We start from the raw sequence: 19,780 nt of genomic DNA on the forward strand, positions 1-19,780 counted from the left end.
GGTTTCGCAGATGGTGAGCAGGATAGTCGCGAACGCCCCGTTCTATTTTCTCGTTGCGGTCAGGTGCTTCGCTTTTATAATGGTGCTTCCGCTTTTCTCCTCCCGCGCCTTCTCGCGCATCGTGAAGGTCGCGCTTGCCGGATATGTGGCGTATCTCGTTTTTCCGCGCGTCGATTTTTCCCCTTACGCCCCGTTCGTTTCCCTGAACAGGTTCGGCGATTCCGAATTCTCCATCGAATACGTCATCCTCCTTGTCGGGGAGGGCATCATCGGCGTCCTGATGGGGCTGTTCGTCCACATCATTTTCTCCGCGTTCAGTTCTGCGGGACAGTTTTTTTCGTTCCAGATGGGATTCAGCGCGTCCGAGGTGTATGATGCGCTGAACCAGGTGGAGAACCCGCTTATGGGGCAGTTCTTCAATTTCGTCGCGATGCTGATATTCCTGCAGAGCGGATGGGCGCAGCAGGTTTTCTCATCCGCGCTTTCATCGAGCTTCGAGTCGCTGAACGCGCTCTCCCTCGTGGCGGAGCGGGAGCGGATTGTCAGGTTCGTCCTCGGCGGTCTGACGCGCCTTTTTTCCGACGCGTTCGTCATCGCGCTTCCGATAATGGGGACGCTTTCCCTCGTGACGGTCACGATGGGAATCCTGTCGAAGGCGGCGCCGCAGATGAACCTGCTTTCCGAGGGATTCCCGATAATGATTCTGCTTTCCTTCTTCATAATCCTTGCGATTCTTCCGCAGCTGTGCGAATTCTTCACGCATTCGTTCGTCGACGGATTCGGGGAAATCGGCAGGCTTTTTTCCGCGGTGTCTGAAGGAGGCGGCTCGTGATTGCTCGTGACGGATTGCTTGATGACATTGCCGCTGTCGACCTGCAGTGGTTCGCGGCGGAGGACGAGGGGCGCACCGAGGAGCCTTCCGAGTACAAGCTCAAGAAGGCCCGCGAGGAGGGGCGCGTCGCGAAAAGCCCCGAGCTTGCCGGATCGCTCGTCATGTTCGTGACGGTCGTCATCCTGATTGTCAGCGGCAGGTTCATCATGAACGGGTGCCTCGAGGTCTTGTCGTTCTATTTTTCGCGGAGCGCGACGGACTATCCGTTCCAGAAGCAGTTTTACGTCGGTTTCGTCGTCGCGCTGGCGAAAATGACGCTCCCGATGGCCGCCGCGGGAATCGTGGCGGGAGTCCTTGCCAACATCGTGCAGAACAAGGGGTTCATATTCTCGACGAAGCCCATCGAGCCGCAGTTCTCGAAGGTTTCCCCCCGAATCGGGCAGTATCTCAAGAAAACGCTTTTCTCGTTCGAGGGGGGCTTCAACATAGTGAAGTCTTTCTTCAAGGTTGCGGTTGTATCGGTCGTCGCGTTCATCATAATACGCTCCGACATGAAGACCTTCCTCGAATTCATCAACGCGCACGACATTTTGGCGGCTGTCGGCAGGGTCGCCGTTTCCGCCGCCAAGATTCTCGTCGCGTGCTCCGTCATATTCCTCGCGATTGCGGTTCCCGACTATTTCGTCCAGAAGAAGCAGTTCATTGAGAGCATGAAGATGACGAAGCAGGAGGTCAAGCAGGAATACAAGGAGATGGAGGGCGACCCGGAGGTCAAGGCGAGGCTCGACCAGGCGCAGCGGGAGCTTTTGCAGCGGAACATGCCGCAGATGGTCGCGAAGAGCGATGTCGTAATCGCGAACCCGACGCATTTCGCGGTCGCGCTGCTTTACGACAAGGACGTCTCCGACGCGCCGCAGGTGATGGCGAAGGGAGCCGACGAGGTCGCGCTGCGGATTCGATCGATTGCGCGGGACAATGCGGTTCCGATTGTCGAGAACAAGCCGCTCGCGCGTGCTCTCTATTCACAAACGGAAGTCGGTGATATAATTCCTGTTGAGTATTTCACTGCTATTGCGACGATTTATACTCAGGTCGTTTATATGAACGGCCGGAAATCATAAAAACAGGCTCCGCACGGAGTCGGGAAAATAAAAAAAGTTCGTTAAGATTCGGGTGGGAAGAATGGCGAGCCGTTTGAGCAATTATTTCAACAATATCCAGAATCATGTGGTCGCGGCTGCCGCGATTCTCGTGATTCTCATGCTTCTGATTCCGGTTCCCGGAATTTTCCTTGATGTCCTCATGATTGGGAACATATCCCTTTCCGTGGTCATCCTCCTTGTCGTGCTCTACACGCCGAAATCGTCCGACTTCTCGTCATTTCCGCGCGTGATACTGTTCGCGACGCTGTTCGGGCTGGCGCTGAACGTCTGCTCCACGAGGCTCATCCTCAGCACGGCGTTCAGGACGGGATACGGGAATTTCCCGGCGCAGATGCTCAAGGCTTTCTCGTCAATCGTCACGGGAAGCTCGAAGGACCCGATGACCGGTCTCGTCATAGGAATGGTCATCTTCATAATCCTTATCGTCATTCAGGTAATCGTGATAACGAAGGGCGCGACGCGCGTGTCGGAGGTTGCCGCGAGGTTCTCGCTCGACGCAATGAACAACAAATTCTTCGCCGTCGATTCGGAGCTTTCTTCGGGATACATAACGGACGAGCAGGCGCGCGACAAGAAGGCGTCTATACAGCGCGACATCGACTTCTATTCGGCGATGGACGGTGCCTCGAAATTCGTCAGCGGAAACGTCAAGGCGGCGATTTTCATAACCGTAATCGACCTTATCGCGGGAATCATAACGGGCGTCGCAATCGGAGGAATGGATGTCCCCGACGCCGCGGGCGTGTATTCCCGCCTCACGATTGGCGACGGCCTTCTCGGCCAGCTTCCGTCGCTTCTGCTGTCGTTCGCGACCGGTCTTCTCGTGACGGGAAATTCGTCCGACGAATTCCTCGGCGACCAGCTCAAGAAGCAGTTTACGGCGAGCGGCCAGGTCTATGTCATTACGGGCGTGACCCTCGCGCTCATGGGGTTCATCCCGAATTTCCCGCACCTCATACTTTTCGCGATAGGCGCGCTCTTCATTTTCAGCGGCTACAAGCTTATGAAGATGAAGAAGATTTCGTTCGCGAAGAAGCTTGAGGAGGAGAAGGCGGCGAAGGAACGGGCTGGCGGCGCCGCAGGTTCGTCGAGCGAGGAAGTCAGCCCCGTCGTCCCGCTCGACGATTTGTCGCTTGAGCTCGGGCTTGCCCTCCTGCCGCTCGTCGACAAGCAGAAGGGCGCGGAGCTTCTTGAGCGCGTGAAAAGAATACGGCGCGAGGCTGCCCTTGACCTCGGGCTCGTCATCCCGAAAATACGGATTGTGGACAACATGACGCTCGACGCGAACGAGTACTGCTTCAAAATCAGGGGAATCGAGGCTGGGCGCAGCAAGATAAAGCCCGGGTTCTATATGTGCATGAACACTGGAACGGTAGCGCCGGGCAACGAGATTCACGGCGAGAAGACCGTCGATCCGACGTTCGGCGTTCCTGCCATATGGATTTCCGAGGACCAGCGCGGGGATGCTGAGCGCGCTGGCTATGCCGTCGTAGACCCGCCGACTATCGTCGCGACACATCTTACCGAGATAATAAGGACGCATGCGGCCGACATTCTCGGCAGGCAGGAGGTCTCCTCAATCATCAACAAAATCAAGGAGACGAATTCCGTCGTCGTCGATGAGGTCCTCACGACGTATAAATACACGATTGGAGAGATTGAGAAGGTCCTTCAGGGGCTTCTCCGGGAGCAGGTTTCAATCAGGAATATCGTCGCGATTCTCGAGACGCTCGCGAACTACGGCATGTTCCCGCACAATCCGTGGGTTCTCATCGAGAAGGTGCGCGAGGCGCTGGGGCTCCAGATATGCCTCCAGTACGTCGATGCCGACAGGAAGCTCAGCGTTCTCCAGCTTTCCCAGTCGACGTCGGAGAAAATCCTGCAGCATAAGGTTGACATGAACGACGGAAGCGAGCCGTTCGTGGCGTTTGACCCCGTTGACGGCAGAAAATGGATAAATTCCGTCAGCGCATCGATAGCCGCCGTCCGCGAGAGGAGCTATCTTCCCATCATAATGTGCGCCGGTGAGGTCAGGCAGCTCGTCCATTCCTCGATAGAGCGGGAGATTCCCGGCATCGCGGTTCTTTCAATAAACGAGATTATGGCTGCGGGGAACAACATCAATTTGGAGATTCTTGGAGAGATAAATGTATAACGATGGATTTGACGATGGAAGCGGGACGAATCCTCTCGGCAGGCTGCCGCAGAATTCTTTCGCCGACGCGATGAAAACTATCATGAACACCGCAAAAATCATGACGGGAAAATCCAGAGAGGAATGCGAGCAGAAGCTGTTCAAGGAATACGGGAACAGCTACGAGATAATCGGTTGCAGGACGTACCTCAAGGGAGGTTTTCTTGGCATAGGGCAGCGCGAGGTTTGCGACGTGAAGTACGTGCTCAAGCCCCGTCCCCTCACGTCGAGGGAGGCGTTCGAGCAGAACAAGCAGGATTTCATCAACAAAGTTTCGGGCGGAAATTCGCAGTCTTTTACGCAGCTCGCGAACATAAACAAGCAGCTTGAGGAGCTGAAGGAGTCGTTCGATTCCAAGCTCAAGGATTTCGCCGTCGCGAACTCGTCGTCAGGGAAGCATCCTTCGGTGCAGAAAATCGAGGATTTGCTCGTGCAGAATGAATTCACGCTGTCGTACATAAACGGAATCACGAACAGGCTTCGCGCCGAGCTTCCGATGGAGTCGCTGGACGATTTCGATTTCGTGCAGCGGACCGTCGTCGACTGGATTGGAAAGTCGATTTCCATATATCCGAAGCTTCCGATGAAGCCGCCGCACGTGATTGTGCTTGTCGGGCCGACGGGCGTCGGCAAGACGACGACAATCGCGAAGCTTGCCGGCTCGATTCTCGTCGAGGCGAAGAACAAGAACCAGCCCAAGCCTTCAATCCGCATGATAACAATCGACCACACGAGGGTCGGCGCGGAGGAGCAGCTCGAGCGCTTCGGCACGATAATGAGCATCCCCGTCGAGAAGGCGCAGAACGCCGCGGACGTGAAGAAAATATTCGACATGTATAAGGAAGACCTCGACGTGCTTTTCATCGACACGCCCGGATACAGCCCGAACGATTTCGCAAATATCGGCAAGATGCGCGAGATTCTCGGCATTCCCGGCATGAGCAAGGATGTCTACCTTACGATAACTGCCTCGGTCAAGGCGCGGGATTTGCTTTCTATAATCCAGGTGTACGAGCAGTTCAACTACGACTCCGTAATCATAACGAAATGGGATGAGACGAACGCTTTCGGGAACGTGCTGAGCGTGCTTGCGGAGAAAAACAAGCCTATCGCGTATATCGCTGACGGGCAGAAAGTCCCACGCGAGATAAAGAGGGCTTCCGTCGTCGAATGCTTGAAATTCCTCAACGATTTCAAGATAGACAGGGAGCACATTGAGGAAATTTTCTCAGAGAATAAAAACCAGTAGTCGATAATCGAATATAAGGGAATCTAATAACATAGGATAGCAGATATGGAAGATCAGGCGCAGGAACTTCGCGAGTTGATGTCGAGCCACAAGACGAGAATCATCGCGGTAACAAGTGGAAAAGGCGGTGTCGGAAAGACGAACATCGCCATAAATATGGCGATTGGATATGCACAGCAGGGGAAGAAGGTCATCCTCATCGACGGTGACCTCGGGCTGGCGAACATAAACGTCCTCCTGAACGTCGTTCCCCAATACAATTTGATGCAGGTCGTGAACCACCAGAAGAAGATGCACGAAATCGTCACCGACACGGAGTTCGGGTTCAAGTTCATCGCGGGCGCGAACGGCTTCTCGAAGATAGCGAACCTCGACGTCGAGGAGCTCGACTATTTCGCGGACCAGTTCAGCCAGCTGAGCAACGTCGACATAATAATAATCGACACCGGCGCGGGAATCGCGAACAACGTCCTCCAGTTTGTCGCCGCCGCCGACGAGGTTTGCGTCGTGACGACGCCGGAGCCTACCGCCATAACGGATGCTTACGGAATCATAAAGATAATAACGACCGAGCATATCGACCGCGACGTGAACATAAAGCTCATTGTCAACCGCGTTCATTCGGCGGAGGAAGGAAAGCGCGTCTCCGAGAGAATCGTGAGCATCGTCTCGCAGTTCCTCGGGTACAAGGTCGATTACATAGGGTGCATCTACGAAGACAGCTCCGTTCAGGCGTCGGTAATCAGGCAGAAGCCTTTTATGGTCATAAACCCGACGTCCAAGCCTGCCCAGTGCATTCGCCAGATAATAGGAAGAATAGAAAAATCCGACCTCGGAAATTCCGACGGGGTGTCCTCATTCCTGAAGAAATTCCTTCGGAAAAATTAGGCGAAGGAGCGAGTTTTTGCTTTCTGCGGCTTTTTCCGTGGGGAATAGCCTTCGGAAAGTAAAAACTTGACCTAACGTTTTTTTTATCTTAATCTGAAATGGTCGGAGTTATTTACAGGAGGGGTGATGGTAAGTCCGAGATTCACGGCCGTTTTCGCGGCGATAGGTTTTTGTCTGTCTTTTTTGATCGGACTTATATGCAGAGTAGGATTCTTCCATAGCATTATAAGGGCCTGCTTGTTTGCCCTTGTTTTCGCTGCCCTTTCAATAGTCATATCCTTGATTTTCAAGAAATTTCTTTCCGTCACGGGGGAAGGCGAGGCGAGTTCCGCTTCCTCACCGGCGGCGGGCGGAATCGTCAACATAACGGTTGATGAGGATCCGCTTCCAGACGAGTCGAACGCGCCGAAATTCTCCGTGGAGAACAACAGGAAGACGCTCGGCATAGAATCCCCGTCCGAGGCAGAGCCTGCGCCGTCGCATCCCGTCCACGCGGAGCGTGATGATTCGCCTGCGGTCGAGGAGCCTCCTGCCTTCAAGCCCGTTCCGCTCGGAGGCGTCGCCGCTTCTGATGGAAGCGCACTGTCGCAGCCGTCTGGCTCGTCCCCGCGTCAGGGCGATGTGTCCGGGGGCCTTGACGAGCTTCCCGACCTCGGCGATATAAGCGTTTCGGAGTCTGGTATGGATGACAATTCCGGGTACGGCGCTTCAGATACCTCATTTTCATCAGGAACGACCTCTTCCGGAGGAAGCCCGGCGGGAGGTTCTGGTGAGCAGGATGCGAAATTGATGGCGATGGCCATTCGGACTGCCATGTCCAACGATAACAATTAAAAAGGTGTGATAAATGGATGTTGCAAAGCCACAGATTATAAACGATGAAGAAGAAGACGAACTTTGGAAGGAATTTTCGAAAAGCAAATCCTCGACTTTGCGAGACAAGATAATCCGTAAATACATGCCTCTTGTGAAGTATGTGGCTGGTAAAGTCTCTGTCGGGCTTCCCGCCAGCATGGAATTCGACGACCTGGTAGGGTTCGGGCAGTTTGGTCTTCTCGACGCGATAAACAAGTACGATTTGACGAAGAAGGTGAAATTCAAGACGTACGCGGTCACGAGAATCAGGGGTGCTATTTTCGATGAGATGAGGCAGCTCGATTGGGTTCCGCGCTCCGTGCGCCAGAAGACCCGCGAGATAGAGGACATCATAAGCGAGCTTGAGGCGAAACTTTCCCGTCCCGCGACGGATGCTGAAATCGCGAAGGAAATGAACATAACGGAGGAGGAATATCAGCACACCGTGATGAAAATCAGCGGCACGAGCGTCCTTTCGCTCAACGATGTCTGGTATTCCGGGGACGACAGCGATCACGTCTCGATCGGCGACAGCATAGAGTCCCCGCAGAGCCTCAACCCGGACGTGCAGGTCGAGCGCGAGGAAATTCGCAAGGTCATAATACAGGCGATAAACGAGCTTCCCGAGAAGGAGAAGATGGTTATCGTCCTTTATTATCATGAGGATTTGACGTTCAAGGAAATCGGGCAGGTACTCGACGTTTCCGAGTCCCGCATTTCCCAGCTTCATTCCAACGCGAATGTGCACTTGCGCGCGAAGCTGACTAATTTCAGGAAGGGAATTTTCTGATAGCCGACGGGGCTCGGGCGGTATGTTTGCCGTCTGGGGCCGTCGTTCCGGACTGTTCGAGGAGTTGGTATGATAAATCTTGACACTATAAAAAAGGACATGGCGAGACAGCTTGAGATTGACAAGGGAATCCAGAGCGTCGAGGTTCGTGCCGACACCGTTGAGGAGGCGTTGGCTGATGCGGCGGTCCAGTTCGAGACGAAGGTCGGCAACCTTGAGTACGAGATTGTCGAGAAAGGTTTCAAGGGCGTCGCTGGAATCGCGAAGAAGCCGTGGGTGCTCAAAATATATCAGAATCCCGATACGATCGTCAAAAAAGTTGCCGCCGTCGCTGGCGGGGAGGGCGGCGAGAACGGTGCCGTCGTTCAGGAGGAGAATCTCGCGAAGGACGGAGTCTATTTCATCCATCGTTTCGCTTCGGATATATTCCTCAAGGTCGTCCTTCCCCAGAACGGAGGGGCGAGCGTGAATGCGAACGAGATTCTCAACGATTTGAAGCGCCCGGATACGCTCGATTTCGACGAGGGAGCCGTCAAGGAATTCGCGGCGGCGGGTACCGATGAGCAATACGTGAAAATCGGAAGCTACCAGCATGTTCCAGCGAACGACGCGCTTTTCGTAATCGATGTTGCCGACAACGAGATGACCGCGACCGCTACGATATCGCCGCCGTCGATGGGCGGCGCAGACATTAGCGCGGACCAGATTGAGAAAGCCGTCGAGTCGCAGGGCGTCCTTCAGGGAATCTCGCGCGAGAAAATTTCGGCGCTTGTAGATTCGCCGATATACAATGCGCCTGTCGTCGTCGCGGAGGGGCGTCCTCCCCAGAATGGAAAGGATGCTTATATAGAATACAAATTCGAGACGGACCGCTCGAAGATAAAAGCGACGGAATCCGATACGGGTCAGATAGACTTCAAGGAGCTCAATCTCATCCAGAATGTCGTCGAGGGGACGGTTCTTGCCGTGAAGCATCCCGCCGAGAAGGGCGTTCCGGGAAAGACGCTCATGGCGAATTATCTCGACGCTACGGATGGAAAGGACATATCGCTTCCCGTCGGAAAGAACGTCAAGGTCGGCGAGGACGGGCTTTCGATAATAGCGGCGGTGAACGGCCAGGTCGTCCTCGACAGCGGAAGGGTCTGCGTGCAGCCTGTCATGGAAGTCGCGGGCGTAAACCTCAAGACCGGCGGAAACATCAAATTCCTCGGAACGGTCATCGTCAAGGGGAACGTCGAGGACGGGTTCTCTGTCGATGCGAGCGGCAACATCGAGGTTTCCGGAAACGTCGGGAATTGCCATCTTGTTTCGGGCGGCGACATCATCGTTTCCCAGGGAATCATCGGGCGCGACGAGGGCGTCGTGGAATGCAAGGGCAGCTTGTGGGCGAAGTTCATCGAGAGCACCGAGATTAAGGTTGACAAGAACGTCATCGTGCAGGAATCAATAATGAACAGCAAGGTTTCCGCGCAGAAAAAAATCGTCCTTACCGGAAAGAAGGCCCAGATTGCGGGCGGCGTTCTTTTTGCGACCGAGGCGATCGTCGCGAAGAACATCGGCGCAAGCGGCGCTGAGACTGTGCTTTCCGTCGGTGTCGACCCAAAACTCAAGCTCCGCAGCCAGGAGCTCAACGACCTGAACAACGCGAACATGAGGAAGCTCGAGGATATCGACCTCAACCTCAACAACCTCGAGCAGCAGAAGCAGATACGAAAGTCTCTTCCCAAGGACAAGGAAGCGCTTCTCAACAATCTCGTCGATGAGAAGAACAAGATTATCGAGGAAAGCCGCCTTTACAACGAGGAGCTTGCGCAGATTGCCGAGCGTAACCGCGAGCTGAAGAATGTCGGGCGCGTCTACGCTTCCGGCAATGTCTATACCGGCGTAAAGATATTCATTCGCGAGGAAAAAGACGAGGTTCGCTCCGACGTGAAGAATGTCATGTTCTATTACGATTTGGAAAGCAGATTCGTAAAGCGCAGCAAGTATGAGCAGCCGAACCTCGACGATTTGAAGGGACCTGATGGCTATAGCTCCAATTGATTTGCAGACCATCTACGCGCAGATGGGGCATCTCGCGAAAGTCGCCTCCGACCAGCAGAACGGGGAGCGCCTATCGCAGCAGCTCCAGGAAGCGAAGGTCGTGCAGCAGAATCTTGAAAAATCGAAGACCGTCTCGAAGGCCGCCGACAACGAATCGAAAACGATGATTGTCGGCAAGGACGGAAAACGCAGGGGAGGCGACGCCCAGCCGGGCGGGGGCTCTTCCGGCAAGGACGACGGCGATTCCGGCGACGGCGAGTCGCTGGACAAGAAGGAGACCGAGATTCGCGAGACATACCTCGGAAATCACGTGAACATCGTTTCTTAGCGCGTTTTTCCGTTTTTGGAGATTGAGATGGGATTGTTTTTGCCTGTTCTGATTTGTTTTTTCAATGTGTTCATGTGGATTGTCCTCATCAAAAAGTTCAGGAAGCTTTTTTCCACGGACGGGATAATCGCGTCCGCGCGCGAGGAGTTGAACAGGATGATAGACGACGTGAACAGGAACACCGCGAAGGACCTCAATCTGCTCGACAGCAAGATGCGCGAGGCGGAACGGCTTGTGTCGGAGGCCGAGAAGCGCATTGCCGTCCTGAATTCCGAGCTTTCCCAGAAAAGCCAGGCATCTGATTTTATGCAGGTCATACGCGGCGAGCGCGAGGAGGTTCCGGCTGCTCCTTCTCGTCGTCCTCCTGTTGAGGATGCCCGTGAGGAAAATCCTCCCGCCGATGAAACTCCAGATGTAAAGTATTTTTCTCAGGCGAGAAATCCCGTCGAGCATTACGTAAAGAATTCGGGGGAGGTTCAGCCTGCCGCGGCGCATGAGCCGCCTCTGTCCCAGCCCGCGGAAAATGCGGGGGTGCAGGCGCAGCAGGCGCGCTCCATGCCGTCCGTTTCGTTCGCGGAAACGCCAATCCGCCCGAAGGAGGCTTTTTCCGACAAAGTCCGCAACCTTTTCGCGCAGGGATTCGATGTCGAGACGATTGCGAAGGAGCTTGATTCCTCGACTACCGAGGTTCAGCTGATAATCGACATGAATTTCTGATTTTTTTTGAATAAAATCGTTTTTCCTGTTGACACTTTTTTCGGAAATCTATATAGTATCAATCACTTCGCCGCTGTAGCTCAGTTGGTAGAGCAATGGACTGAAAATCCATGTGTCGTTGGTCCGATTCCAACCGGTGGCAGATAAAAACCCTCGCATTGCGAGGGTTTTTTGTTTTTCAGCTTGTGGAGCCGGGCTTTTTCGCGCGATTGCCTTTTCATTACTGTGCGTCTATAATACATTCCATCTATTCTGGGCATGGTAGCCCTTGTTTTCAGGACAGGACAAGAATAAAAACGGAGGAATTATGAAAATTTTAAAGACATTGGCGGCATCGTCCGCCGTTTTCTTCATGTCTGCGGGTGCATTCGCTGCAGGGCTTGACTTCACTACGCTGGGGACAAAACTTGCGGAGAATCCCAATTACATAGCGGATACGATTAATCCCGGGCTTGGCGATTTTGCCGAGCAGCTTGCGATTTCCATTCCGCAGGCGGCGACGCAGCAGAACGTCTGGGCCGACGCGTATATCGGAAAGTCGTTTCCGTCTGTCCCGCCCCATTTCGGAGGCGGCGTCAACATGGCGCTCACGCATATCGACACGAGCGGCCTTGCGGAGGCGGCTTCGGCGCTCGGAATCGACAACATCGAGGACAGCTATTATTTCCCGTGCTTCACCGCGGACCTTCGCGTGGGCGGCGTCCTTCTGCCGTTCGATGTCGATATCGCGGTCATGAAAACGGGGACGATTGACACGTCTGTTTTCGGCAGCGATTTGAGCGTCGATTTCTTCACAATCGGCGCGGATGTCCGCTATGCGCTCCTCGAGGGCGGTCTTATTTTCCCGAAATTGTCTGTCGGCGCGGGGTATTTCTACAATCAGGGAACCTTCGGGGCAAGCTCCGACAACGGCTCGGCGACAATCGATTACAAGGTCCATACGCTTTACGGTCAGGTTCAGGTCTCGAAGAGCTTCCTCCTTTTTACGCCGTTCCTCGGTCTTCGCGGGCTCGTCTCAAAATACGACAACACGTATGACTGGGAATACAAGGGAAGCTATGCGAGCCAGATTAAGGCAGCTGCGAGCCTGCTCGGAAAAACAGTCGAGACTAAGGGAAGCGGTTCGTACAAGTCGGATGCGTTCGATTTTGGCGGAATCCAGCCGCAGGTTTTTGCCGGTGTCGGCGTGAATTTCCTCGTGCTTCAGGCGACTCTCTCCGTTTCGGCTGACCTCAGGAATCTTGGCGACTCGGGGCTTTGGAGCGGCGCGTTCAGCTTCAGGGCAAAACTCTGATTCTTCCCGCGCGATATGCGGTTTGGCTTGATGGCGGCTTTTTTGCCGCCATTTTTTTTGCGTGCGCGGAAATGCCCCGCGGAATTGAGCGAAATCTCCAAGTGTGTCATAATGACACTCATGGGTAAAAGGTCATTGAAAATAGCGTTTGCCGGTGGCGGAACCGGCGGTCATATCTATCCGGGGCTGGCGATTGCCGACGAGCTGCGCGTCCTGGCTTCCGAGAAAGGCATTCCCGTCGAGCTCGACTGGTTCGGGAATTCGTCGGGGATGGACAGGAATCTCGTCGAAAAATCAGGCTCCGTCGATACGTTCATAGGAATCCCGAGCGGAAAGCTCCGCAGGTATTTCTCGTTCAGGAATGTTCTGGACGTGTTCAAAATCGGCGCGGGGTTCGTCGCCTCGTTCTTCCGCATGGTCCGGATGCGCCCGGACGTCCTGTTCTCGAAGGGCGGTTTTGTGAGCGTTCCCCCGTGCGTTGCGGCGTCTGTTCTCGGAATCCCCGTCCTGACGCACGAGTGCGATTTCACGCCGGGGCTTGCGACGCGGATAAATTCGCGTTTTGCGTCGCGGATTCTCGTTTCCTATGAGCAGACGAAGGAATTTTTGGGCGCCCGGCTTAGGGGGCGCGCCGTCGCGACGGGAAATCCTGTCCGCCCCGTTTTCTATGAAGGGGACGAAGCGGAGAACGCAAAGAACGGAAGGGAATTCATCTCGAAGGACGGGAAGCTGGACGCCGGAAAGCCGATTCTTCTCGTGCTCGGGGGAAGCCTCGGCGCTCACCAGCTCAATTCGCTTGTCGCCGAAAATCTCGGTTGGCTTTGCGAGCGGTTCAACGTCGTGCACCAGTGCGGCGCGAAGGATGCCGAATCGATGCCGCGCGGCCGCGACGGGTATTTCCTCTATCCCTTCATCTACAAAGAGATGCGCGACGTGATTTCCGCCGCCGATGTCGTTCTCTCGCGCGCCGGGGCGAATTCGATATGGGAATGCGCCGTTCTTGGGAAGCCGCTCGTCCTTGTCCCGCTGTGCGGCTCGGGCACGAGGGGCGACCAGGTCGATAACGCGCGGTTCTTCTCCGAGCGCGGGGCTGCGGAGGTTCTTCTTGGGGATGACGCCGATTCGGAGCATTTGAGGACGGCTCTTTCGTCGATGCTGGACGCGGAAAAACGCGCGAAAGCCGCCGAGGCGAGCCGCTCCCTTTCGCTCGGGACGATGGTTGACGGAAAAAGACCCGCTCGGCGGATTGCCGAGATGATTTTGGAGGAGGCAGGGCTTTGATGATTTCTCTTCTCGACGTAATATTGGCCGTCGTCGTTTTTTACTTCGCGGTTTCTGCCGCGCGCAACGGGCTTCTCAAGGAAGTGTTCGGAAAGCTTGCCGTCATACTCGGCGTCGTGTTCGGCGTGTATTTTTGCGGGCTTCTCTCCCCGTATATCAGGAAGACCGTCGATTTCCCTATCCTCGACTACATTCTCGCCTTCATGCTTATATTTGCTGGTGTCTTCCTTCTGGTGAAAATCGTTCAGATAATACTCGGCGGTTTCTTGAAGGGCGAGATTCTCGGAAGCCTGAACCATGCGCTCGGCTTCTTCTTCGGATTTTTCGAGGGGATGATTATAGTCTGTTCCGTCCTGATAATCCTCAACGCGCAGCCGTGGGCCGATGTCTCGCGCCTCGTCGATAATTCCGGGCTCTGGCAGTTCCTTCGTCCCGCCCTCAGCCCGTCGGTCGAATTCGTGTCGTCGAGGATTGTGAAATGAGCAAAGTCCTGGCCCAGGACGCCTACGAGCTCGTCCTTTCTGATTTGCATGGCGGAAGCCTTCCGGGCGCGCTTCTTTTTTCCGGGAAGGAGTTCTCGGGGAAGCTCACCGCCGCGCTTGACGTCGCGGACGCGATGTTCGGGGGGCGTTCGTTCTGGCAGGGAAGCCCGGATTTTCTTCTTTTGGGGCACCGCGACTGCTGCCTTGAGATTGCCGCGTTCGCGCGCCGCCTTGAGTCGTCTCCGGGAGGGGAATCGCTTTCGCTATTCCTCGATTCCGTGAGAAAGCTCTCGCTGCGGTTCTCCCAGGTGCTTTGGGACGGCGACGACAGCGCCAAGAAATTCGCGCAGGTCCTCGAGGAGCTGGACGGCGACGTCGGCGCGCTGAAAAGCCAGAGCGACCCGGAGAAAATCGGAAAGCTCTGCGCCTCGATACTGAAGTCGTGCGAGAAGCTCGAGGGGGATTTCCTCTACGAGTCCGTTCCGATTGACCAGATTCGCAACATGGCATCATGGGCGCATGACAGGCCGAATTTCACGAAGAAAGTCGTCGTAATCGAGAACGCGGAGCTGATGCTCGAGTCCGCGCGGAATTCTCTCCTGAAGATTCTCGAGGAGCCGCCGCGCGATGTGCTTTTCATCCTTACGACGTCGAACAGGGGGGCGGTGATGCAGACGATACTTTCCCGGGTGAGGACGTACCAGTTCACTGAGAGGGCTGCTTCCGTCGAGTCTGAGATTCTGTCGTCGGTGTTCGGCGTCGAGGGGATGACGGGCATCGCCGATTACGTACGCTCGTTCCTGCCCGTCGCGCCTTCCGCGGTCAGGGAAATCGCGTCGCGGTATTACGGGGCAGTCTGCGCGGGGCAGATTCCGTCGGCGTCGTCCGTCGTCGACTCGTGCGCGAAATTCAAGCCGCGTTTTCTTTTCAGCATGTTCCTCAAGGGGATAATGGATTCGTGCGGGAATTTCGCCCGCTCTCCGCGCCTTTCCGCGGTCGCGTTCGAGAACGCGCGCTGCGTCAGGGAGTGCTGGAATGCGGTGTCTGTCTACAACCAGTCTCCGCTCGCGGCGATAGAGCACCTCACGAAGGAACTGTCGCTCGTGCAGCGCATAATGAGGCCTTATGACGGAGGTTCGGATGGCTGAGATATCAAGGAGGCTCGCGCGGAAGCTCGACAAGCTTACCCTTCCGCAGGTGCGCGAGGTGCTCGAGGAGTCGTGCGGAAAGATAGACATGATGGAGTCGGTTTTCCAGTCCGTTGGGACGGGGCTTGTGATTGTCGACTGCCAGCGGAATTCGTTCCGCGTCCTCATGGTCAACAAGGCGGCGGAGCGGTTCGTCCCGTTCGTGCAGAAGATGGACGGGCTTCCCGTCTGGGACTGCGTGACGGATAAGGGCGTCTCCACGTTCCTTCGCGACAACATCGGAAGCGGCAGGACGAACGTGAGCGACGAATTCACGATGACGACGCCGGGCGGTTCCGTCAGGTTCGTTGTCGTCTCGATTTCCCCGTTCATAACGGACGCGCGCGACGGCCTGATAGGCTCGATTGTGCGCATCGACGACGTCACCGAGCGCAGGAACCAGGAGATTCTCCTGCACCGGATGGAGTCTTTGGCGAGCCTCACGAACGTTGCCGCAAGCGTCGCGCACGAGATTAAGAATCCGCTCGGGGCGATTTCGATTCACATACAGCTCATGCAGAAAGCGATACGGAAGAAGCGCGCCGGCGACGGGATGCTTCCCGACCCGAAATTCGCCGAGGATTACCTCGACGTCGTGAATTCGGAGATTGAGCGGCTCAACAAAATCGTCGTCGATTTTCTGATGGCGGTGCGGCCGCTTTCCGTGCGGATGGAGCTTTCCGAGCCGAACGCGCTCCTCTCCGAATTCGTCTCGTTCTTCGCCCCGGAATTCAGCGCGAGCGGTATTGGCGTGAGGACGGAGTTCTGCGAGAAATGCCCGCGGATTCTGCTTGACGGGAAGCTTTTCCGCGAGATTTTCGTCAATATGGCGCAGAACGCTATTTCGGCGATAAATTCCCGCTTTCCCGACGGTCATGGCGGGCTGTTCGGCGTATCGACAACATGCGACGGGGATTCGTTCGTCGTGCGCTTCTCCGACAACGGCTGCGGCATGGACGGCGAGACATGCGCGCGCGTCTTCGAGCCGTACTTCACGACGAAGGCGGACGGGACGGGGCTCGGGATGGCGATGGTCTACAAGATAATCAAGGAATTCGGCGGCGACATACGCGTCGATTCGGTTCAGGGGGAGGGGACGGAGTTCGTCGTGACGCTTCCCGTTCCCCAGAAGGACAAGCGTCTCCTGTCGTATAAGGCGGAATGACGGCTTCCTTTTTTTGTGGGGTATGAATGAAATTCACGATTCTGATTGTTGACGACGAGAAGAACATCCGTGAGGGGCTTGCGGCGGACTTCGAGATGGACGGTTACGCGGTGCGCCTTGCCGAGAACGGGCGGGATGCGCTTGGGCAGATTTCGCGGGGCGATATCGACCTCGTGATAACGGACCTCAGGATGCCGGGGGGCGTCTCGGGCGAGGACGTCCTTCGCCACGTGACGGCGGAGACTCCGGGAATTCCCGTAATCGTCCTTACTGGGCACGGCTCAATCGATGCCGCTGTCCAGGCGATGCATGACGGCGCGTACGATTTCCTGACGAAGCCGCTCAACCTTGAGCAGCTTGAGATGATTGTCAAGCGCGCGCTTGAGGGGCGCGAGCTGAGCCTCAAGCACCAGCAGCTTCTGAGCGAGGTCAGCTCGGAGCGCGGTGTCGATTCCGTCGTCGGCAAGAGCGCGGCGATGCAGCGCGTGATGATGCTCGTCCGGAAAGTTGCCGATGCGCGGATAAGCGTCCTCATTACTGGCGAGAGCGGCGTCGGAAAGAACGTCGTCGCCAACGCCATCCACAGCCTTTCGGCGCGGCACGACAACGCCCTCATAACCGTCCATTGCGCGGCGTTGAGCGAGAGCCTTCTCGAGAGCGAGCTTTTCGGCCACGAGAAGGGCGCGTTCACGGGAGCCGAGAGCCTCCACAAGGGGAAATTCGAGCTCGCGCACGGCGGGACTATTTTCCTCGACGAGATTGGCGAGATAAGCCAGAGCGTGCAGGTGAAGCTCCTCCGCGTCCTTCAGGAACGGAAATTCGAGCGCGTGGGCGGGGAGCAGACGATTGAGGTCGATGTCCGCATCATCGCGGCGACGAACAGGAACCTTGAGGAGGAGGTGAAAGCCGGGCGGTTCCGCGAGGATTTGTTCTTCCGCCTGAACGGTATACGGATTGAGGTTCCGCCGCTCCGGGAACGGAAGGACGACATTCCGCTCCTTATGAATTCGTTCCTCACCAAATTCAACAAGGACAACAACAAGTCGATAAAAGGATTCGATTCGCGCGCGCGGACGGCGATATACAAGTACGACTGGCCCGGAAATATCAGGGAGCTTGAGCATTGCGTCGAAAGCTCAGTCGTCATGGCATCGGGCGACGAGATTACCGTCGACGACCTTCCGCCGACGGTGAGCCGCGCGTCTTCGTCATCCGTCATGTCGATTCCGCTCGGCATCACCCTTTCCGAGGCGGAGCGGATTGTGATAGAGCAGAACCTCGCCGCGAACAAGGGAAACAAGTCGAAGACGGCGGACATCCTCGGAATCGGGCGGAAAACGCTCCACCGGAAGCTTTCCGAGTACGGGCTCGACGACTGATTCGGTCATCTGGCGACGAACCACCACTCGACGATTTCCCATGCGTTGTTTATCGTGAGCGTGTTCGATTTCGCCTGCTCAAGGTACGGCGTGTTCTGCCATTTGTCGGGGTGGTAGTAGAGCAGTTTTTCCCTGTAAATCTTCTTCGCCTCGTCGAAGTCCGCGTTCGTCGGGATTCCGAGCGTGTTGAGCGCCGTCAGGACGTTCTGCGGGATTACGAGCTGCGAGAATTTGTATATCTGCACCCGCGGCTCCGTCTTCGCCGCCTCCTGCGCCATCTTCGCGAACTGCGCGAAATCGAACGCCCGCGCCTTTGTCTTGGCGCTCCCGGCGCCGCCGGCAAACTGCGCGAAGCTGAACGACTTTGCCTTTGCCTTGTCATCCGAGCTGAGCCTCGTTACCGTCGGGTCTTCTTCCTTCTGCTCCCTTTCGGGGCCTCTTTCGGATTTGGCGATGGCCTCGCTGAGCAAATCGCCGAATTTTTCGTAGAAATCCATATCAGGTTGTGAACTGCTCCGTGGGGTAAAACCTGTTTCTTGCAGGCGGAATAAAAAATGCCCGCCTCCGGCTCCATGCTTTTCCGGAAGCCGAAGGCGGGCATGTCCTTTTTCGTTTTGTCGTCAGATTACTGTTCCTGCCGGTATGACGGAGCCTTTCCTGATGACGATTATTCCGTCAGCGCTGTAGAAGAGACCGTGGTCACCGTCCGGGTATTTGTTTCCGTCGACGTTGATTCTGCAATTGTCTCCGATTGCGGCGTTTTTGTCGATAATGGTCTGCGCAATCTTGCAGTTTTTTCCGATTCCGAGGTTCGGGCGTCCCTCCTTCTCGTTTTTCTCCTTCTGCTCCTTCGTCTCGTACCAGTCGGCTCCCATCATGACGACGCCGTCAAGGTCTGTTCCGACCTCGAGTATCGAGCGGACTCCGACGACCGACCTCTTGAGCTTCGCCTTGGAGATGATGCATCCCTCGGAGGTGAGGCTGTTCTCGATGAGCGCGTCGTTGATTTTCGATGTCGGGAGAAAGCGCATGTGCGTGTAGATTGGCTTTTCCGCGTCGTAGAAATCGAACTCCGGGTCGTAGTTCGTGAGCGCCAGCGTCGCCTCGTAGAACGAGCGTATCGTTCCGATGTCCTCCCAATATCCGTCGAATATGTACGAGTTGACCTTCTTCGTCTTTATCGACATCGGGATTATCTCTTTTCCGAAGTCGGTGTACTCGTTGTTGAGCGCCTCCTCCATCGCCTCCGCGTTGAAGATGTAGATTCCCATCGAAGCCAGATATTCCTTTTCCGGGGGCAAGTCCCCGCGCGACGATTCGGGAATCTTCCAGTCGGAGATGTCCTTGTCCTTTGCGGGCTTCTCTTGGAACGCCGTTATCCGCCTGTCCTTGTCAATCTGCATGATGCCGAAGCCCGAGGCGTCGCGCCTGTTTACTGCCGTGGTCGCAATCGTGATGTCCGCGCCGCTCTTTATGTGGCTGTCCATGAACGCCTTGAGGTCCATGCGGTAGAGCTGGTCTCCCGAAAGGATGATGTAGTGGGTCGGTTTCTGCGAGCGGAAATGGCTCATGTTCTTCCGTACCGCGTCCGCCGTTCCCTCGAACCATCCCGAGTGCTCGAGCGTCTGCTCGGCGGCGAGTATCTCGACGAATCCCTTCGAGAACCGGTCGAAGTTGTACGAATTCGTTATGTGGTGGTGGAGCGACGCCGAGTTGAACTGCGTCAGAAGGTATATTTTCCTGTATCCTGAATTTATGCAGTTTGAGATGGGAATGTCGACAATCCTGTATTTTCCCCCGAACGGAACCGCCGGTTTCGACCTTACTTGCGTCAGCGGATAAAGCCTCGTTCCCTTTCCTCCTCCGAGGATGATTGCGAGCACGCGAGGTTCGTTTTTTTCTGCCATTTTTTTCTCCTTTCATTAAATGTTCT

At 55.7% G+C, this 19,780-nt stretch carries 18 protein-coding genes and 1 tRNA gene; 17 read left to right on the plus strand and 2 right to left on the minus strand.

Going from position 1 to position 19,780, the window contains the following annotated elements:
- Positions 1-10 precede the first annotated feature (10 nt).
- From fliR to TRESADRAFT_RS13630, 17 genes are all read left to right on the plus strand, one after another.
- A complete protein-coding gene (gene fliR, locus TRESADRAFT_RS13550) occupies positions 11-832 on the plus strand; it encodes a flagellar biosynthetic protein FliR (RefSeq protein WP_002706407.1) in 822 nt (273 codons plus the stop codon).
- Positions 829-1,953 (plus strand): flagellar biosynthesis protein FlhB, encoded by a 1,125-nt coding sequence (flhB, locus tag TRESADRAFT_RS13555; protein ID WP_002706409.1) that lies wholly within the window; start codon positions 829-831, stop codon positions 1,951-1,953. Before fliR ends, flhB begins: the two co-directional genes overlap by 4 nt.
- A gap of 61 nt (positions 1,954-2,014) precedes the next feature.
- On the plus strand, positions 2,015-4,150 hold the full coding sequence (locus TRESADRAFT_RS13560; protein ID WP_002706411.1) for a flagellar biosynthesis protein FlhA: 2,136 nt from the start codon (positions 2,015-2,017) through the stop codon (positions 4,148-4,150).
- Positions 4,143-5,438 (plus strand): AAA family ATPase, encoded by a 1,296-nt coding sequence (locus TRESADRAFT_RS13565; RefSeq protein ID WP_002706412.1) that lies wholly within the window; start codon positions 4,143-4,145, stop codon positions 5,436-5,438. The genes TRESADRAFT_RS13560 and TRESADRAFT_RS13565 overlap by 8 nt, the downstream gene beginning before the upstream one ends.
- A gap of 45 nt (positions 5,439-5,483) precedes the next feature.
- Positions 5,484-6,326 (plus strand): MinD/ParA family protein, encoded by an 843-nt coding sequence (locus tag TRESADRAFT_RS13570; RefSeq protein WP_002706413.1) that lies wholly within the window; start codon positions 5,484-5,486, stop codon positions 6,324-6,326.
- Positions 6,327-6,605: 279 nt separating this feature from the next.
- Positions 6,606-7,160, plus strand: coding sequence for a hypothetical protein (locus tag TRESADRAFT_RS13575; protein WP_141607424.1), 555 nt, complete (start codon positions 6,606-6,608; stop codon positions 7,158-7,160).
- Positions 7,161-7,173: 13 nt separating this feature from the next.
- The gene (gene whiG / locus TRESADRAFT_RS13580; RefSeq protein WP_002706415.1) at positions 7,174-7,971 is read left to right on the plus strand and encodes an RNA polymerase sigma factor WhiG; all 798 of its coding nucleotides are present in this window, start codon (positions 7,174-7,176) and stop codon (positions 7,969-7,971) included.
- A 69-nt stretch (positions 7,972-8,040) separates the two neighbouring features.
- Complete coding sequence (locus TRESADRAFT_RS13585) at positions 8,041-10,014, plus strand: FapA family protein (protein WP_002706417.1); 1,974 nt, start codon at positions 8,041-8,043, stop codon at positions 10,012-10,014.
- Positions 9,995-10,342 carry a hypothetical protein gene (locus tag TRESADRAFT_RS13590; RefSeq protein ID WP_002706418.1) on the plus strand — a complete coding sequence of 116 codons (348 nt, stop codon included), beginning with the start codon at positions 9,995-9,997 and terminating at the stop codon, positions 10,340-10,342. Before TRESADRAFT_RS13585 ends, TRESADRAFT_RS13590 begins: the two co-directional genes overlap by 20 nt.
- A 27-nt stretch (positions 10,343-10,369) precedes the next feature.
- The gene (locus TRESADRAFT_RS13595) at positions 10,370-11,059 is read left to right on the plus strand and encodes an NADH-quinone oxidoreductase subunit E (protein ID WP_002706419.1); all 690 of its coding nucleotides are present in this window, start codon (positions 10,370-10,372) and stop codon (positions 11,057-11,059) included.
- 69 nt (positions 11,060-11,128) lie between these two features.
- Positions 11,129-11,201 (plus strand) — tRNA-Phe (locus TRESADRAFT_RS13600).
- Positions 11,202-11,366: 165 nt separating this feature from the next.
- Positions 11,367-12,353, plus strand: a complete 987-nt coding sequence (locus TRESADRAFT_RS13605) for a hypothetical protein (protein WP_002706420.1) — start codon at positions 11,367-11,369, stop codon at positions 12,351-12,353.
- A gap of 120 nt (positions 12,354-12,473) precedes the next feature.
- Positions 12,474-13,634, plus strand: a complete 1,161-nt coding sequence (locus tag TRESADRAFT_RS13610) for a UDP-N-acetylglucosamine--N-acetylmuramyl-(pentapeptide) pyrophosphoryl-undecaprenol N-acetylglucosamine transferase (RefSeq protein ID WP_141607426.1) — start codon at positions 12,474-12,476, stop codon at positions 13,632-13,634.
- Entirely contained in the window at positions 13,634-14,116 is a 483-nt protein-coding gene (locus tag TRESADRAFT_RS13615; protein ID WP_002706422.1) for a CvpA family protein, read from the plus strand. Before TRESADRAFT_RS13610 ends, TRESADRAFT_RS13615 begins: the two co-directional genes overlap by 1 nt.
- Positions 14,113-15,264 carry a DNA polymerase III, delta prime subunit gene (locus TRESADRAFT_RS13620; protein WP_002706423.1) on the plus strand — a complete coding sequence of 384 codons (1,152 nt, stop codon included), beginning with the start codon at positions 14,113-14,115 and terminating at the stop codon, positions 15,262-15,264. Before TRESADRAFT_RS13615 ends, TRESADRAFT_RS13620 begins: the two co-directional genes overlap by 4 nt.
- A complete protein-coding gene (locus TRESADRAFT_RS13625; protein ID WP_002706424.1) occupies positions 15,257-16,468 on the plus strand; it encodes a two-component system sensor histidine kinase NtrB in 1,212 nt (403 codons plus the stop codon). Before TRESADRAFT_RS13620 ends, TRESADRAFT_RS13625 begins: the two co-directional genes overlap by 8 nt.
- Positions 16,469-16,494: 26 nt before the next feature.
- Complete coding sequence (locus TRESADRAFT_RS13630; RefSeq protein WP_002706425.1) at positions 16,495-17,847, plus strand: sigma-54-dependent transcriptional regulator; 1,353 nt, start codon at positions 16,495-16,497, stop codon at positions 17,845-17,847.
- Positions 17,848-17,852: 5 nt separating this feature from the next.
- Here the strand turns inward: TRESADRAFT_RS13630 and TRESADRAFT_RS13635 are convergent, their stop codons facing one another.
- Both TRESADRAFT_RS13635 and TRESADRAFT_RS13640 read right to left on the minus strand, forming a co-directional pair.
- Positions 17,853-18,344 (minus strand): J domain-containing protein, encoded by a 492-nt coding sequence (locus tag TRESADRAFT_RS13635; protein WP_002706427.1) that lies wholly within the window; start codon positions 18,342-18,344, stop codon positions 17,853-17,855.
- 123 nt (positions 18,345-18,467) lie between these two features.
- Positions 18,468-19,754, minus strand: a complete 1,287-nt coding sequence (locus tag TRESADRAFT_RS13640; protein ID WP_002706428.1) for a glucose-1-phosphate adenylyltransferase — start codon at positions 19,752-19,754, stop codon at positions 18,468-18,470.
- Positions 19,755-19,780: the final 26 nt, after the last annotated feature.

The organism is Treponema saccharophilum DSM 2985 (assembly GCF_000255555.1).
Taxonomy (GTDB): Bacteria; Spirochaetota; Spirochaetia; order Treponematales; family Treponemataceae; genus Treponema_D; species Treponema_D saccharophilum.

Bases quoted from the DNA above. Each gene is read 5' to 3' on its own strand.
- TRESADRAFT_RS13635 (WP_002706427.1), bottom strand. From the start codon at position 18,344: ATGGATTTCTACGAAAAATTCGGCGATTTGCTCAGCGAGGCCATCGCC.
- whiG (WP_002706415.1), top strand. From the start codon at position 7,174: ATGGATGTTGCAAAGCCACAGATTATAAACGATGAAGAAGAAGACGAA.
- TRESADRAFT_RS13615 (WP_002706422.1), top strand. From the start codon at position 13,634: ATGATTTCTCTTCTCGACGTAATATTGGCCGTCGTCGTTTTTTACTTC.
- TRESADRAFT_RS13560 (WP_002706411.1), top strand. From the start codon at position 2,015: ATGGCGAGCCGTTTGAGCAATTATTTCAACAATATCCAGAATCATGTG.
- TRESADRAFT_RS13565 (WP_002706412.1), top strand. From the start codon at position 4,143: ATGTATAACGATGGATTTGACGATGGAAGCGGGACGAATCCTCTCGGC.
- TRESADRAFT_RS13590 (WP_002706418.1), top strand. From the start codon at position 9,995: ATGGCTATAGCTCCAATTGATTTGCAGACCATCTACGCGCAGATGGGG.
- fliR (WP_002706407.1), top strand. From the start codon at position 11: ATGGTGAGCAGGATAGTCGCGAACGCCCCGTTCTATTTTCTCGTTGCG.
- TRESADRAFT_RS13570 (WP_002706413.1), top strand. From the start codon at position 5,484: ATGGAAGATCAGGCGCAGGAACTTCGCGAGTTGATGTCGAGCCACAAG.
- TRESADRAFT_RS13610 (WP_141607426.1), top strand. From the start codon at position 12,474: ATGGGTAAAAGGTCATTGAAAATAGCGTTTGCCGGTGGCGGAACCGGC.
- TRESADRAFT_RS13640 (WP_002706428.1), bottom strand. From the start codon at position 19,754: ATGGCAGAAAAAAACGAACCTCGCGTGCTCGCAATCATCCTCGGAGGA.
- TRESADRAFT_RS13630 (WP_002706425.1), top strand. From the start codon at position 16,495: ATGAAATTCACGATTCTGATTGTTGACGACGAGAAGAACATCCGTGAG.
- TRESADRAFT_RS13625 (WP_002706424.1), top strand. From the start codon at position 15,257: ATGGCTGAGATATCAAGGAGGCTCGCGCGGAAGCTCGACAAGCTTACC.
- TRESADRAFT_RS13620 (WP_002706423.1), top strand. From the start codon at position 14,113: ATGAGCAAAGTCCTGGCCCAGGACGCCTACGAGCTCGTCCTTTCTGAT.
- TRESADRAFT_RS13595 (WP_002706419.1), top strand. From the start codon at position 10,370: ATGGGATTGTTTTTGCCTGTTCTGATTTGTTTTTTCAATGTGTTCATG.
- TRESADRAFT_RS13585 (WP_002706417.1), top strand. From the start codon at position 8,041: ATGATAAATCTTGACACTATAAAAAAGGACATGGCGAGACAGCTTGAG.
- TRESADRAFT_RS13605 (WP_002706420.1), top strand. From the start codon at position 11,367: ATGAAAATTTTAAAGACATTGGCGGCATCGTCCGCCGTTTTCTTCATG.